13 protein-coding genes are annotated in these 15,508 nt (G+C 69.5%); 8 read left to right on the top strand and 5 right to left on the bottom strand.

Annotated elements, in window-relative coordinates; translation table 11 throughout:
* Positions 1 to 154: 154 nt before the first annotated feature.
* The 7 genes from gap (at position 155) to pgi (ending at position 7,389) form a co-directional block, all read left to right on the top strand.
* Positions 155 to 1,159, top strand: a complete 1,005-nt coding sequence (gap, locus tag ACGFNI_RS00610) for a type I glyceraldehyde-3-phosphate dehydrogenase (protein ID WP_393679248.1) — start codon at positions 155 to 157, stop codon at positions 1,157 to 1,159.
* Between the two features lie 145 nt (positions 1,160 to 1,304).
* On the top strand, positions 1,305 to 2,516 hold the full coding sequence (locus tag ACGFNI_RS00605) for a phosphoglycerate kinase (protein ID WP_393679247.1): 1,212 nt from the start codon (positions 1,305 to 1,307) through the stop codon (positions 2,514 to 2,516).
* A 38-nt stretch (positions 2,517 to 2,554) separates the two neighbouring features.
* Complete coding sequence (gene tpiA / locus ACGFNI_RS00600) at positions 2,555 to 3,310, top strand: triose-phosphate isomerase (RefSeq protein ID WP_393680294.1); 756 nt, start codon at positions 2,555 to 2,557, stop codon at positions 3,308 to 3,310.
* 166 nt (positions 3,311 to 3,476) lie between these two features.
* Complete coding sequence (secG, locus tag ACGFNI_RS00595; protein ID WP_393679245.1) at positions 3,477 to 3,713, top strand: preprotein translocase subunit SecG; 237 nt, start codon at positions 3,477 to 3,479, stop codon at positions 3,711 to 3,713.
* A 157-nt stretch (positions 3,714 to 3,870) separates the two neighbouring features.
* A complete protein-coding gene (locus ACGFNI_RS00590; protein ID WP_006606296.1) occupies positions 3,871 to 4,206 on the top strand; it encodes an RNA polymerase-binding protein RbpA in 336 nt (111 codons plus the stop codon).
* A 216-nt stretch (positions 4,207 to 4,422) separates the two neighbouring features.
* Positions 4,423 to 5,679: an MFS transporter gene (locus tag ACGFNI_RS00585; protein ID WP_393679244.1), complete on the top strand. Its 1,257-nt coding sequence runs from the start codon at positions 4,423 to 4,425 to the stop codon at positions 5,677 to 5,679.
* A 57-nt stretch (positions 5,680 to 5,736) separates the two neighbouring features.
* Positions 5,737 to 7,389, top strand: coding sequence for a glucose-6-phosphate isomerase (gene pgi, locus ACGFNI_RS00580; RefSeq protein WP_393680292.1), 1,653 nt, complete (start codon positions 5,737 to 5,739; stop codon positions 7,387 to 7,389).
* Between the two features lie 90 nt (positions 7,390 to 7,479).
* Here the strand turns inward: pgi and pgl are convergent, their stop codons facing one another.
* From pgl to tkt, 5 genes are read right to left on the bottom strand one after another with little or no spacing between them, the layout of a single operon-like run.
* A complete protein-coding gene (gene pgl, locus ACGFNI_RS00575; protein ID WP_393679242.1) occupies positions 7,480 to 8,262 on the bottom strand; it encodes a 6-phosphogluconolactonase in 783 nt (260 codons plus the stop codon).
* Complete coding sequence (opcA, locus tag ACGFNI_RS00570; RefSeq protein ID WP_393679241.1) at positions 8,259 to 9,299, bottom strand: glucose-6-phosphate dehydrogenase assembly protein OpcA; 1,041 nt, start codon at positions 9,297 to 9,299, stop codon at positions 8,259 to 8,261. Before opcA ends, pgl begins: the two co-directional genes overlap by 4 nt.
* Entirely contained in the window at positions 9,296 to 10,819 is a 1,524-nt protein-coding gene (gene zwf / locus ACGFNI_RS00565; RefSeq protein ID WP_393679239.1) for a glucose-6-phosphate dehydrogenase, read from the bottom strand. The genes opcA and zwf overlap by 4 nt, the downstream gene beginning before the upstream one ends.
* A 6-nt stretch (positions 10,820 to 10,825) precedes the next feature.
* Positions 10,826 to 11,944, bottom strand: a complete 1,119-nt coding sequence (tal, locus tag ACGFNI_RS00560; RefSeq protein ID WP_393679237.1) for a transaldolase — start codon at positions 11,942 to 11,944, stop codon at positions 10,826 to 10,828.
* 34 nt (positions 11,945 to 11,978) lie between these two features.
* Positions 11,979 to 14,066 (bottom strand): transketolase, encoded by a 2,088-nt coding sequence (tkt, locus tag ACGFNI_RS00555; RefSeq protein ID WP_393679236.1) that lies wholly within the window; start codon positions 14,064 to 14,066, stop codon positions 11,979 to 11,981.
* Between the two features lie 410 nt (positions 14,067 to 14,476).
* On the opposite strand from tkt, the gene ACGFNI_RS00550 reads away from it, so the two are divergent.
* Positions 14,477 to 15,454 (top strand): heme o synthase, encoded by a 978-nt coding sequence (locus ACGFNI_RS00550; protein WP_393679234.1) that lies wholly within the window; start codon positions 14,477 to 14,479, stop codon positions 15,452 to 15,454.
* Positions 15,455 to 15,508: the final 54 nt, after the last annotated feature.

Here is a 15,508-nt window from a genome sequence, read left to right as displayed (position 1 = left end):
TGCGACCCGGCCGGAAGCCGTCGGGTGAGCGTGCTGAAGCGGCTCCTGTCAATGTCACGTACCTCTCGTATTGGAGGTAGGGTCGGAGGCGGTCGGGGACATCCCATACAGCTCGCCGGTATCGCGCCGGCGCACCAACGAGGAGATCGGTTTCGTGACGATCCGCGTAGGCATCAACGGATTCGGCCGCATTGGTCGCAACTACTTCCGCGCGCTCCTGGAGCAGGGTGCGGACATCGAGATCGTCGGTGTCAACGACCTGACCGACAACGCCACCCTGGTGCACCTGCTGAAGTACGACACCATCCTGGGTCGTCTCAAGCAGGACGTCAGCCACACCGACGACACCATCACGGTCGGCAACCAGACCTTCAAGACGATGGCCGAGCGTGACCCCGCGAACCTCCCCTGGGGCGAGCTGGGCGCCGACATCGTCATCGAGTCGACCGGCATCTTCACCAAGAAGGCCGACGCCTCCAAGCACCTCGCCGCCGGCGCCAAGAAGGTTCTGATCTCCGCGCCCGCCAAGGACGAGGACATCACCATCGTGATGGGCGTCAACCAGGACAAGTACGACCCGGCCCAGCACAACGTCATCTCCAACGCCTCCTGCACCACCAACTGTGTGGCGCCGATGGCCAAGGTTCTCCTGGAGAACTTCGGCATCGTCAAGGGCCTGATGACCACGGTGCACGCGTACACCAACGACCAGCGCATCCTGGACTTCCCGCACAGCGACCTGCGCCGTGCCCGCGCCGCCGCCGAGAACATCATCCCGACCACCACCGGTGCCGCCAAGGCCACCGCCCTGGTGATCCCGGAGCTGGCCGGCAAGCTGGACGGCATCGCCATGCGCGTCCCGGTCCCCACCGGTTCGGTCACCGACCTGGTCATCGACCTGGAGCGCGAGGTCACCAAGGACGAGGTCAACGCCGCCTTCCAGAAGGCGTCCGAGGGCCAGCTCAAGGGCATCCTGGAGTACACCGAGGACCCGATCGTCTCCTCGGACATCGTCAACTGGCCGGCCTCCTGCACCTTCGACTCCTCCCTGACGATGACCCAGGGCAAGAGCGTCAAGATCGTCGGCTGGTACGACAACGAGTGGGGCTACTCCAACCGTCTGGTGGACCTGACCACCTTCGTCGGCGGACAGCTCTGATCTCCCCCAGCTGACACTGGGCGGTGCCCTCCTGCTGCACGGGCACCCAAGCACCGAGATGTAGCGGACGGGGCTCGTACGACGCGACGACGCGACGTACGGGCCCCGACCCATGACTGATCTGATGCAACGGAGTCACTAGTTCATGAAGACGATCGACGAACTCATCGCCGACGGGGTCGCGGGCAAGCGGGTATTCGTCCGCGCCGACCTGAACGTGCCGCTCGACGGCACGACCATTACCGACGACGGCCGGATCCGCGCCGTCCAGCCGACGATCGCCAAGCTCGCCCAGAACGGCGCCAAGGTCATCGTCGCCTCACACCTGGGCCGTCCCAAGGGCGCCCCGGACCCGGCCTTCTCGCTCGCCCCCGCCGCCGCCCGCCTGGGTGAGCTGCTCGGGCGCGAGGTCGCCTTCGCCACCGACACGGTCGGCGACGCCGCGAAGTCCGTCGTCGCCGGCCTGGGCGACGGCGAGGTGGCCGTCCTGGAGAACCTGCGCTTCAACGCCGGCGAGACCAGCAAGGACGACGCCGAGCGCGGCGCCTTCGCGGACCGGCTCGCCGAGCTGGCCGACCTGTACGTCGGCGACGGCTTCGGTGCCGTGCACCGCAGGCACGCCTCCGTCTACGACCTCCCGGCGCGGCTGCCGCACGCCGCGGGCGGCCTGATCGCCACCGAGGTCGGCGTCCTGAAGAAGCTCACCGAGGACGTCAAGCGCCCCTACGCCGTGGTGCTCGGCGGCGCGAAGGTCTCCGACAAGCTCGGCGTGATCGACCACCTGCTGGAGAAGGCCGACCGCATCCTCATCGGCGGCGGCATGGCGTACACCTTCCTCAAGGCCCAGGGCCACGAGGTCGGTATCTCGCTGCTCCAGGAGGACCAGATTCCGGCCGTTCTGGAGTACCTGGAGCGCGCCAAGGAGAAGGGCGTGGAGTTCGTCCTCCCCGTCGACGTGCTGGTCTCCGCGGAATTCCCCGACCTGAAGACCAAGGCTCCGGCGCACCCGACCACGGTCGCGGCGGACGCCATCCCGGCCGACCAGGAGGGCCTGGACATCGGCCCGGAGACCCGCAAGCTGTACGCGACGAAGCTCGCCGACGCGGCCACCATCTTCTGGAACGGTCCGGTGGGTGTCTTCGAGCACCCCGACTACGCGAACGGCACCCGGGCCGTCGCGCAGGCGCTGCTGGACTCGTCGGCCTTCACCGTCGTCGGTGGCGGCGACAGCGCCGCCGCGGTCCGGCAGCTCGGCTTCGACGAGAACGCTTTTGGCCACATTTCGACCGGCGGTGGCGCCAGCCTCGAATACCTCGAAGGCAAGACGCTCCCCGGCCTCGCTGCACTGGAGGACTGAACAACGTGACTGCTCTTAACGAGGGCCGCACCCCGCTGATGGCGGGCAACTGGAAGATGAACCTCAACCACCTCGAGGCCATCGCGCACGTCCAGAAGCTCGCCTTCGCGCTCACCGACAAGGACTACGAAGCGGTGGAGGTCGCGGTGCTGCCGCCCTTCACCGACCTCCGGTCGGTGCAGACGCTGGTCGACGGCGACAAGCTGAAGATCAAGTACGGCGCCCAGGACCTCTCGGCGCAGGACTCCGGTGCCTACACCGGTGAGATCTCCGGCGCGATGCTGTCGAAGCTCAAGTGCGCCTACGTGGCCATCGGCCACAGCGAGCGCCGCCAGTACCACGGCGAGAACGAAGAGGTCTGCAACGCCAAGGTCAAGGCCGCCTACAAGCACGGCCTGACCCCGATCCTCTGCGTCGGCGAGGGCCTGGACGTCCGCAAGGCCGGCAACCAGGTCGCGCACACCCTCGCGCAGGTCGACGGTGCCCTCGACGGCGTCCCGGCCGAGCAGGCCGAGTCCATCGTGATCGCGTACGAGCCGGTGTGGGCCATCGGCACCGGCGAGGTCGCCACCCCCGAGGACGCGCAGGAGGTCTGCGGTGCGATCCGTGGCCGCCTCGCCGAGCTGTACAGCCAGGAGCTGGCCGACAAGGTCCGCATCCAGTACGGCGGCTCGGTCAAGTCCGGCAACGTCGCGGCGATCATGGCGCAGCCCGACGTCGACGGCGCGCTGATCGGCGGCGCGGCGCTGGACGCGGACGAGTTCGTGAAGATCGTCCGCTTCCGCGACCAGTAGCAGCTATGACGACGGGCCCGGCCCGTCGTACCCTGTCGGGGCCGGGTCGGGCGCTCACGCGCCGCCCGGCCCCGCACGATTTCACCGTCGTGCGGCGTCGCGACTGTCGCCGGCAGGCGTCAGCACCATCGATACCGTCCGTCAGTCCTAGAGAGTTGGTCCAGCCGTGGTCATCGGGTTCTCGATCGCCCTCATCGTCTTCAGCCTGCTGCTGATGATGCTGGTGCTCATGCACAAGGGGAAGGGTGGCGGCCTGTCCGACATGTTCGGTGGCGGAATGCAGTCATCCGTCGGTGGCTCCTCCGTCGCCGAGCGGAATCTCGACCGCATCACCATCGTGATCGGTCTGCTCTGGTTCGCCTGCATCGTCGCCCTCGGTGTCCTGATGAAGCTCGGTAACTGACATACCGTCGGAGGCGCGGCCTATCATGAAGGCGGCGTCCTCGGGCGGGGTGTAACTCCTGTCACTGGACGCGCGTTGGGCCTTACATAGACTGAAGCGCCCGCAGCGCAGCGGCAGTGAGATGCTTTGCAGCACCATGACGCAGGGAGTTACGACCGTGGCAAGTGGCAACGCGATCCGAGGAAGTCGGGTCGGGGCGGGGCCGATGGGGGAGGCCGAGCGCGGCGAGTCCGCGCCGCGTACCCGCATCTCCTTCTGGTGCTCCAACGGGCACGAGACACAGCCCAGCTTCGCCGGTGATGCGCAGGTTCCGGACACCTGGGACTGCCCGCGCTGTGGTTTCCCGGCAGGCAAGGACCGGGACAGCCCGCCCGACCCGCCGCGCACCGAGCCGTACAAGACGCACCTCGCGTACGTCCGGGAGCGCCGGAGCGACGCCGATGGTGAGGCGATTCTCGCGGAGGCGCTCGCCAAGCTCCGCGGCGAGATCTGACGGGCGAGCAGAGCACAGACGACTCACGGCCCGGTCCGGAGGGAACTTCCCCTCCGGACCGGGCCGTTCGGCTATCCGCGCTCCGTGCTCTGGGCGGCCTCCTTTCGGCGGCACGGCCTAACCCTCAGCAGGCGTCCGGGAGTTGGCCCGAGGCCGTTGTCAGTGCTCCCGCTTATCGTGTGCATAGTGGTGAGGGATCCGGGACGGGGGGACGTCATGGCGGGGGTGGAGGCGGGGGCGCCGGGAGGTGTCGCCCTTGCGTGGCGGGGCGGGTTCGGCAGGCTCTGGAGTGCGGCGGCCGTGTCCCGCTTCGGGGATGCGCTGCGCGGCACCGCGCTGCCGCTGCTGGCGTACGCCCTGACCGATTCACCGGTGCTCATCTCGCTCGTGACCGTCTGCGGCTTCCTGCCCTGGCTGTTCTTCGGCCTGCTGGGCGGTGCGGTCGCCGACCGTGTGGACCAGCGGCGGGCGATGTGGGCGGTGGACGTGGCGCGCGGGCTGCTGATGGCGGGCTTCGCCCTCGCCGTGGCGTCCGGTCTGGCCTCGATCGGGCTGCTGCTCGCGCTCGCCTTCGCGCTCACGACGCTGGAGACGCTGTTCGACAACGCGGCCACCGCGCTGCTGCCGTCCGTGGTGTCCAAGGAAGCACTCACGGCGGCCAACGCCCGGCTGATGACCGGTCAGGAGCTGGTGCGGCGGTTCGTGGGCGGGCCGGTGGCGCCGGCCCTGATCGCCCTGGGGACGGCCGTTCCGTTCCTCGTCGACGCCGTCACGTATGTCATCGCCGCCGCTCTCGTCGCCTCGCTGCGGACGACTGTGGTGGCGCGGAAGCCGGCCGCCGCCGGGCCCACCCTGCTGCGTGAAACGGCGGACGGCATACGGGTGTTGTGGCGTGACAGGGTGCTGCGCGCGGTGTGCTTCTCGGTGGTGCTGGCCAATGTCGGCATCGGCGCGCTGGTCGCCACTCTCGTCGTCCTGGTCAGGGGGTGGCTGGGCGCGGGGGACGTCGGCTATGTGTGCGTGACGACCGGGTACGGCGCGGGAATGGTGCTGGGCGGGGTGTTCGCCGGCCGGGTGGTGGCGGCAGCGGGCGGCGCGGCCCGCACGCTGCTCGTCGCCGGTCTCCTCCAGGCTGTGACGCTGGTTCTCTTCGGAACGGTGCGGTCCCTGTGGGCGGCGGCCGTCCTGCTGGGCCTGTTCGGCTTCGCCGGGATGGTGTGGAACGTCCTGGAGACCACGATCGTCCAGCAGCGCAGTCCCGACGGGATGCTCGGCAGGATCAGCGCCGCCTTCCGCACGGTTTCCCTGGCCGGCACCCCGCTGGGCGCGGTACTCGGTGGGGTGCTGGCGGAGGTCTGGGGGCTCAACAGTCCGGCGCTGCTGGCCGCCGTGCTGCTGGGGGCCGGGGCGCTCGCGCTGATACCCGTCCTTCCGTCGGCCGACAGCGGACAGACACCTCATATCGCGCGCTGATCAATTAGGTTGGAGGGTGGCGGGGCCGGTACGAGACGAAGAAGGCTGATGTCCGAGATGAACGCAGAAGGCCGCAGCAGGCTCGACCAGATGCCTGAGTGGAATGCGCTGAGCAAGCACCGTGAGCAGCTGGGGGAGGTGCAGCTGCGTGAGCTGTTCGCCGAGGAGCCGGAGCGCGCCGCGCGGTACTCGCTCCAGGTGGGCGATCTGCACGTGGACTACTCCAAGCACCTGGTCACCGACGAGACGCTGCTGCTGTTGCGCGAGCTGGCCTCGGCGACCGGCGTGGCCGCTCTGCGGGACGCGATGTTCCGCGGCGAGAAGATCAACATCACCGAGGACCGCTCGGTGCTGCACACCGCGCTGCGCGCCCCGGGCTCGGCGGTCATCGCCACCGACGGCGAGAACGTCGTGCCCGGTGTGCACGCCGTCCTGACGAAGATGGCGACCTTCGCCGACCGGGTGCGGTCCGGCGGCTGGAAGGGCCACACCGGCCGGCGCATCAAGACCGTCGTCAACATCGGCATCGGCGGCTCGGACCTGGGCCCGGCGATGGCGTACGAGGCGCTGCGCGCCTACAGCCACCGGGACATGCAGTTCCGCTTCGTCTCCAACGTCGACGGCGCCGACCTGCACGAGGCCGTGCGTGACCTGGATCCGGCCGAGACGCTCTTCATCATCGCCTCGAAGACCTTCACCACCATCGAGACGATCACCAACGCGACCTCGGCCCGCGACTGGCTGCTGACCGGCCTTGGCGCCGGTGACGACGCGGTCGCCAAGCACTTCGTGGCGCTGTCGACCAACGCCGAGAAGGTGTCGGAGTTCGGCATCGACACCACCAACATGTTCGAGTTCTGGGACTGGGTCGGCGGGCGCTATTCGTACGACTCGGCGATCGGCCTGTCGCTGATGATCGCGATCGGTCCGGAGCACTTCCGCGAGATGCTGGCCGGCTTCCACCTCGTCGACGAGCACTTCCGTACGGCTCCCGCCGAGGAGAACGTGCCGCTGCTGCTGGGCCTGCTCGGCATCTGGTACGGCAACTTCTTCGACGCGCAGTCGCACGCCGTGCTGCCGTACAGCCATTACCTCTCCAAGTTCACCGCCTACCTCCAGCAGCTGGACATGGAGTCCAACGGCAAGTCCGTGGACCGCGACGGCAATCCGGTGCACTGGCAGACCGGCCCCGTGGTGTGGGGCACGCCGGGCACCAACGGCCAGCACGCCTACTACCAGCTGCTCCACCAGGGCACGAAGATGATCCCGGCCGACTTCATCGGCTTCGCCCGGCCGGTCGGTGATCTGGCGCCCGGTCTGGTCGCCCAGCACGACCTGCTGATGGCCAATCTCTTCGCGCAGGGCCAGGCGCTGGCCTTCGGCAAGACACCCGACGAGGTGCGTGCCGAGGGGGTGGCCGATGAGCTGGTGCCGCACAAGACGTTCCGTGGCAACCACCCCACGACCACGATCCTGGCCGACGAGCTGTCCCCGTCCGTCCTGGGCCAGTTGATCGCCCTCTACGAGCACAAGGTGTTCGTCCAGGGCGCCGTCTGGAACATCGACTCCTTCGACCAGTGGGGCGTCGAGCTGGGCAAGGTCCTCGCCAAGCGCGTCGAGCCGGCGCTGACGGACGGCACCGATGTGCCGGGGCTCGATGCCTCGACGGCCGCTCTGGTCGCCAAGTACCGGGAGCTGCACGGGCGCTGAGCCCAAGGCGGCCGGCCCGGTCGTGCCACCACGCCGAAGGGCCCCCGTACCGGGAACGGTGCGGGGGCCCTTCGGCGTGAAACCGGCAGGTCAGGCGGAGGCCGGCGGGTACAGGTCGCGTGGCAGTTGCGAAGCGGCTGCCTCGTCCAGCAGCCACAGCGTGCGGCTGCGGCCCCTGGCGCCCGCCGCCGGGGCCTGGATCTCTCCGGCGCCGGACAGCGCCATGGCCGCGGCCTGGGCCTTGTCCTCGCCCGCCGCCAGCAGCCAGACCTCCCGCGCCGCGCGGATCGCGGGCAGGGTCAGCGAGATGCGGGTGGGCGGCGGCTTGGGCGCGCCGTGCACGCCGACCACCGTCCGCTCGCTCTCGCGTACGCCCGGCAGTTCGGGGAAGAGCGAGGCGACATGGGTGTCGGGGCCGACGCCCAGCAGCAGGACGTCGAACGTCGGCACCGGGCCGTGGTCCTCCGGGCCCGCGGCGGCGGCCAGTTCGGCGGCGTACGCCTCGGCCGCGGCGTCGGCGTCATTGCCGTACGGGCCGGCCGCCGGGGCCATGACGTGCACCCGCGCGGGGTCCAACGGGACGCTGTCCAGGAGGACTTCACGGGCCTGGGTGTGGTTGCGCTCCGGGTCGCCGTCCGGGAGGAACCGTTCGTCGCCCCACCACAGGTCGAGCCGCGACCAGTCCACCGCGTCCCGCGCGGGGGCCTCGGCGAGGGCCGCGAGCAGTCCGTTGCCGTTGCGCCCGCCGGTCAGCACGACGGAGGCGGAGCCGCGGGCGGCCTGGGCATCCACGATCTTCGTGATCAGCCGGGCCGCCGCGGCACGGGCCATCAGCTCCTTGTCGCGGTGGACGACGACCTGCGGAGCGCTCACTTGGCGGCTGCCTTCTTGGCGGGCGCCTTCTTGGCCGCCGCGGGCTTCGCCTGAGCATTGCCGGCCTCGCCGTCCGGGGCGGAGCCGGTCTCGCTCTCCGCCTTCGGGCCACCGTCGCCGAGCCGGTCCACGCCGTACTTGAGCGCGGCGGCGAAGGTGTCGTCCGGGTCGAGCCTGCGCAGTTCCTCGGCGAGCAGTTCGGAGGTCTCCCGCCGCTTGAGGGCGACCGCGCGGTCGGGCTGGCCGCGCATCGACAGGGTGGCGAGCGAGCCGTCCGGGCGGTCCAGCACGATCGGGCCGCAGCTGGTTTCCAGCCGTACCGCGGTCAGGCCGGGGCCCGCCGATACGGTACGGGTGACCGGGACTTCCAGCCGGCTGGCGAGCCACATGCCGAGCAGCTCGCAGCTGGGGTTGAACTCCTCGCCCTCGACCTCGGCCGATGTGACCTTGCACGGCATCTGGTCGAGCGCCGCCGCGACCATGGAGCGCCACGGCGTGATGCGGGTCCAGGACAGGTCCGTGTCGCCGGGCGTGTACGTCTCGGCGCGGGCGGTCAGTTCCCGGATGGGCTGCTCCGCGGCGTAGGCGTCGGTGACCCGGCGCTGGGCCAGCGAGCCGAGCGGGTCCTTGGCCGGATCCAGCGGCGCGTTGACGGCCCACCAGACCACCACGGGGGCGTCCGGCAGCAGCAGCGGCAGCACCACGGACTGGGCGTGGTCGATCGCCTCGCCGTACAGCCGCAGCACGACCGTCTCGCCGGTGACCGCGTCGGCACCGACCCTGACCTCGGCGTCCAGCCTGGCCTTGGCACGGTCACGCGGCGTCCGGCTGACCCGCTTGATGACCACGAGGGTCCGCGAGGGGTGCTCGCGGGACGCGTCGTTGGCCGCCTTGAGGGCGTCGTAGGCGTTCTCCTCGTCGGTGACGATGACGAGGGTGAGCACCATGCCGACGGCGGGGGTGCCGACGGCGCGGCGGCCCTGGACCAGCGCCTTGTTGATCTTGCTGGCCGTGGTTTCCGTCAGATCGATCTTCATGGGCGACGCCAGCTCCGTCCGTCTCGTGCGAGCATTTCGTCCGCCTCGGTGGGGCCCCAGGTGCCGGCCGGGTACTGCGCCGGCTTGCCGTTGCGGTCCCAGTACTCCTCGATCGGGTCGAGGATCCGCCAGGACTGCTCGACCTCCTCCAGGCGCGGGAAGAGGTTGGCGTCGCCCAGCAGGACGTCCAGGATCAGCCGCTCGTACGCCTCGGGGCTGGACTCCGTGAAGGATTCGCCGTACGCGAAGTCCATCGAGACGTCCCGCACCTCCATGGAGGTGCCCGGCACCTTCGAGCCGAAGCGGACCGTCACACCCTCGTCCGGCTGCACCCGGATGACCAGGGCGTTCTGCCCCAGCTCTTCCGTGGCGGTGTGGTCGAAGGGGGAGTGCGGGGCGCGCTGGAAGACCAGCGCGATCTCGGTGACCCGGCGGCCGAGGCGCTTGCCCGTCCGCAGGTAGAAGGGGACACCGGCCCAGCGGCGGTTGTCGACCTGGAGCTTGATGGCGGCGTAGGTGTCGGTCTTCGACTTGGGGTCGATGCCGTCTTCCTGGAGGTAGCCGACGGCCTTCTCGCCGCCCTGCCAGCCGGCCGCGTACTGGCCGCGCACCGTCTCCTTGCCGAGGTCGGCGGGGAGCTTGACGGCGCCCAGCACCTTGGTCTTCTCCGCGACCAGCGCGTCCGCGTCGAAGGAGGCGGGCTCCTCCATGGCGGTCAGCGCGAGCAGCTGGAGGAGGTGGTTCTGGATGACGTCGCGCGCCGCGCCGATGCCGTCGTAGTAGCCGGCCCGGCCGCCGATGCCGATGTCCTCGGCCATCGTGATCTGTACGTGGTCGACGTACGAGCGGTTCCAGAGCGGCTCGAACATCGTGTTGGCGAACCGCAGCGCCAGGATGTTCTGGACCGTCTCCTTGCCGAGGTAGTGGTCGATCCGGAAGACCTCGTGCGGCGGGAAGACCTCGTGGACGACCTTGTTGAGCTCCTGGGCGCTCTCCAGGTCGTGCCCGAAGGGCTTCTCGATGACCGCGCGTCGCCAGGAGTCCTCCTTCTGGTCGGCAAGACCGTGCTTCTTGAGCTGCTGGACGACCTTGGGGAAGAACTTGGGGGGCACGGACAGGTAGAAGGCGAAGTTGCCGCCGGTGCCCTGGGCCTTGTCCAGTTCCTGGATGGTGTCCTTGAGCGTCTCGAAGGCTTCGTCGTCGTCGAAGGTTCCCTGGACGAAGCGCATGCCCTGGATGAGCTGCTGCCAGACCTCCTCGCGGAAGGGGGTGCGCGCGTGCTGCTTGACCGCGTCGTGCACCACCTGGGCGAAGTCCTCGTCCTGCCACTCGCGGCGGGCGAACCCGATGAGCGAGAAGCCCGGCGGCAGCAGCCCCCGGTTGGCGAGGTCATAGACCGCGGGCATCAGCTTTTTACGTGACAAATCGCCCGTGACGCCGAAGATGACCAGGCCGGACGGCCCCGCGATACGCGGGAGCCGCCGGTCCTGGGCGTCACGCAGCGGATTGCTGCTGGACAAAGTGGGTCAGCCCTCCGACGGAGCGAGGCGCTTGAGCTCCGCCTCGGTGGACTTGAGCAGGTCGTTCCAGGACGCCTCGAACTTCTCGACGCCCTCGTCCTCCAGAAGCTGCACGACGTCGTCGTACGAGATCCCGAGCGCGCCGATCGCGTCGAGGTCGGCCTGCGCCTGCTCGTACGTGCCGCGCACGGTGTCACCGGTGATCACGCCGTGGTCGCCGGTGGCCACCAGGGTCGCCTCCGGCATGGTGTTGACGGTGCCGGGGGCGACCAGCTCGTCGACGTACAGGGTGTCCTTGTACGCCGGGTCCTTGACGCCGGTCGAGGCCCACAGCGGGCGCTGCTTGTTGGCCTGGGCCTTGTCCAGGGCCGCCCAGCGCTCGGAGGAGAAGACCTCCTCGTACGCCTGGTAGGCGAGACGGGCGTTGGCCAGCGCGGCCTTGCCCTTGAGCGCCTTGGCCTCGTCCGTGCCCAGCTTCTCCAGGCGCTTGTCGATCTCGGAGTCCACCCGGGACACGAAGAACGAGGCGACCGAGTGGATCTTGGAGAGGTCCAGGCCGGCGGCCTTGGCCTTCTCCAGGCCCGCGAGGTAGGCGTCCATGACCTCGCGGTAGCGCTCCAGCGAGAAGATCAGCGTGACGTTGACGCTGATGCCCTTGCCGATGACCTCGGTGATCGCCGGCAGGCCGGCCTTGGTCGCCGGGATCTTGATCAGGGTGTTGGGACGGTCGACCAGCCAGGCCAGCTGCTTGGCCTCGGCGATCGTCGGCGTGGTGTGGTGCGCGAGCCGCGGGTCGACCTCGATGGAGACCCGGCCGTCCTGGCCGTCGGTGGCGTCGAAGACCGGCCGCAGGATGTCGGCGGCGTCACGGACGTCCGCCGTCGTGATCATCCGGATGGCTTCCTCGACGGTGACCTTGCGCGCCGCCAGGTCGGTGACCTGCTGGTCGTAGCCGTGACCGTCCGAGATGGCCTTCTGGAAGATCGACGGGTTGGTGGTGACACCGACGACGTGCTGCTGGTCGATCAGCTCGGCGAGGTTGCCGGACGTGATGCGCTGGCGCGACAGGTCGTCCAGCCAGATCGCGACGCCTTCGTCGGAGAGGCGCTTGAGTGCGTCTGTCATGGGGATTGCATCTCCTACTAGTCGTATACGTGCGTCAGCGCGCGGTGGCTTCGAGCGATTCCCGGGCGGCGGCCGTGACCGCGTCGGCGGTGAAGCCGAACTCGCGGAAGAGGACCTTCGCATCGGCCGACGCACCGAAGTGCTCCAGGGACACGATGCGCCCGGCGTCGCCGACGAAGCGGTGCCAGGTCAGGCCGATGCCGGCTTCGACGGCGACACGGGCCTTGACGGACGGGGGAAGCACGCTGTCGCGGTAGTCCTTGTCCTGCGCGTCGAACCACTCGACGCAGGGCATCGACACGACGCGGGTGGGGACACCGGCGGCCTGGAGCTGCTCACGCGCCTCGACGGCGAGCTGCACCTCGGAACCGGTACCGATCAGCACGACCTCCGGTGTGCCGCCCTCGGCCTCGAACAGCACGTAGCCGCCCTTGGCCGCGTCCTCGTTCGCCTCGTACGTCGGAACGCCCTGACGGGTCAGCGCGAGGCCGTGCGGGGCGCCCACGCCGAACTCCTTCGTGTAGCGCTTGAGGATCTCGCGCCACGCGATGGCGGTCTCGTTGGCGTCGGCCGGGCGCACGACGTTGAGGCCCGGGATGGCGCGCAGCGAGGCCAGGTGCTCGACCGGCTGGTGGGTCGGGCCGTCCTCGCCCAGACCGATGGAGTCGTGCGTCCACACGTAGGTCACCGGCAGGTGCATCAGCGCGGACAGCCGGACGGCGTTGCGCATGTAGTCGGAGAACACCAGGAAGGTGCCGCCGTAGATGCGGGTGTTGCCGTGCAGCGCGATGCCGTTCATCTCCGCGGCCATGGAGTGCTCGCGGATGCCGTAGTGGATCGTGCGGCCGTACGGGTCGGCGCCGGGCAGCGGGTTGCCCTCGGGGAGGAACGACGACGTCTTGTCGATCGTCGTGTTGTTCGAGCCCGCGAGGTCGGCGGAGCCGCCCCACAGCTCGGGGATGACCCCGCCCAGCGCGGCTAGCACCTTGCCAGAAGCGGCGCGGGTGGCGACGGCCTTGCCGGTCTCGAACGCCGGGAGGTGGTCCTCCCAGCCGTCCGGCAGCTCGCCCGCGGCGATGCGGTCGAACGAGGCGGCGCGCTCGGGGTTGGCGGTCCGCCAGGCGGCGAACGACTTCTCCCACTCGGCCTTGGCCTCCCGGCCGCGGTCGAGCGCCTCACGGGTGTGCGCGAGCACCTCGGGGGAGACCTCGAAGCTCTGCTCGGGGTCGAAGCCCAGCACGCGCTTGGTGGCGGCGACCTCGTCGTCACCCAGCGCCGAGCCGTGCGCGGCCTCGGTGTTCTGGGCGGTCGGGGCCGGCCAGGCGATGATCGAGCGGGCCGCGATGAACGACGGGCGCTCGGTCTCGGCCTTGGCGGCCTCCAGGGCCCTGGCGAGGCCCGCCGGGTCCAGGTCGCCGTTGGGCAGCTGCTCGACGCGCTGGACGTGCCAGCCGTACGCCTCGTAGCGCTTGAGGGTGTCCTCGGAGACCGCGGTCTCGGTGTCGCCCTCGATCGAGATGTGGTTGTCGTCCCACAGCAGCACGAGGTTGCCGAGCTTCTGGTGACCCGCGAGCGACGACGCCTCGGCGGAGATGCCCTCCTGGAGGCAGCCGTCACCGGCGATGACCCAGATGGTGTGGTCGAACGGGGAGGTGCCCGCTGCGGCCTCGGGGTCGAACAGACCGCGCTCGTAGCGGGCGGCCATGGCCATGCCCACGGCGTTGGCGACACCCTGGCCGAGCGGCCCGGTGGTGGTCTCCACGCCGGTGGTGTGGCCGTACTCAGGGTGCCCGGGGGTCTTGGAGCCCCAGGTACGGAACGCCTTGAGGTCGTCCAGCTGGAGGCCGTAGCCGGCCAGGAAGAGCTGGATGTAGAGGGTCAGGCTGGAGTGGCCGGCGGAGAGCACGAACCGGTCGCGGCCGGTCCACTCCGCGTCGGCCGGGTCGTGGCGCATCAGCTTCTGGAAGAGAAGATAGGCGGCCGGAGCCAGGCTCATGGCCGTACCCGGATGGCCGTTACCGACCTTCTGCACGGAATCCATGGCCAGGACACGGACGGTATCCACGGCCCGCTGGTCCAGTTCGGTCCACTCGAAATCTGTGGTGGTCGGCTTGGTGCTCACCCTGAGTCAGGGCTCCTCTCCACATGTCGAATGCCGCGGACGGGTATGTCCGCCAGGCGGTGTCGAGCCTACCCCCGCTGGTGCGTGCGTCTTTTCGACTCCGAGTCGATGGCGTAACCCCGCGGGGACTCGTCGCTCCGGGCAACAGAAAAGGCAACTCCGGCATTCCCGGCCCGGCCGGACGCACCCACGTCACCAGACTGCCGGGCATGGTGTCCCTTCGCCTCTTGAACGGCGAGCGAACGGTGCGGGAAAGACCGGCCCGGGTGCGCGGCGCGGTAAGGCCAACACGACCCGACCCCCACGAAGATCGCGGTATGGCCAACGTCTAAAGTGGCGTGGTACGCGCAAGCTTCACGGCCGTCGGCCGGATGTGCTTGCTGGCCTTATCTCCGCGGCAGAAGCCGCAGATGTTACTTCCAGGGGTGTGCGTGACGGCCGTCGAATCCCGTCCTGCGGGGGCGCTCTCTCAGAGCCCCGGGAGTCCGAATCCCGGTCACCGGCCGTTCGGGGCCCGAGTCAAGGCATTCGTGACGCTCACGAAGCCGCGGGTCATCGAATTGCTGCTGATGACCACGGTGCCGGTGATGTTCCTGGCGGCCGGTGGAGTTCCGGACCTCTGGCTGGTGCTGACGACCTGCATCGGCGGTTATCTCTCCGCCGGCGGTGCCGCGGCCTACAACATGTGGTTCGACCGCGACATCGACGCGCTGATGGACCGTACGGCGCAGCGCCCGGTGGTCACCGGCATGGTCTCGCCGCGGGAGTGCCTGGTCTTCGCGACCGCGCTCGCGGTGGGTTCCACCGCCTGGTTCTGGTTCCTCGTCAACCCGCTGTCGGCGATGCTCTCGCTCGGGGCCCTGCTTTTCTACGTCGTCGTCTACACGATGATCCTCAAGCGGCGCACCACGCAGAACATCGTCTGGGGCGGCATCGCGGGCTGCATGCCGGTCTTCATCGGCTGGTCATCGGTGACCAATTCCGTCTCCTGGGCCTCGTTCGTCCTCTTCCTTGTCATCTTCTTCTGGACGCCGCCGCATTACTGGCCGCTGTCGATGAAGGTCAAGGACGACTACGCGCGGGTCGGCGTGCCGATGCTGCCGGCCGTCGCGGGCAACAAGGTCGTCGCGCGCCAGATCGTCGCCTACAGCTGGGTGATGGTCGCCGTCTCGCTGCTGCTCCAGCCGCTGGGCTACACCGGCTGGTTCTACACCGTCGTCGCCGTCCTCTGCGGTGCCTTCTGGCTCAAGGAGGCGCACGGGCTGCAGGCCCGCGCCAAGGCAGGCATCACGGGAGCCAAGCTCAAGGAGATGCGGCTGTTCCACTGGTCCATCACCTATGTGTCGCTGCTGTTCGTCGCGGTCGCGGTGGACCCCTTCCTCCGCTGAGCCCTGTCGCCGCTCCCCTCGTAGCCGCACGCACCACCTGATCCCGCTCCCTGA

The organism is Streptomyces sp. NPDC048644 (genome assembly GCF_043199105.1).
Taxonomy (GTDB): domain Bacteria; phylum Actinomycetota; class Actinomycetes; order Streptomycetales; family Streptomycetaceae; genus Streptomyces.
This window is presented reverse-complemented; position numbering and strand designations above follow the sequence as displayed.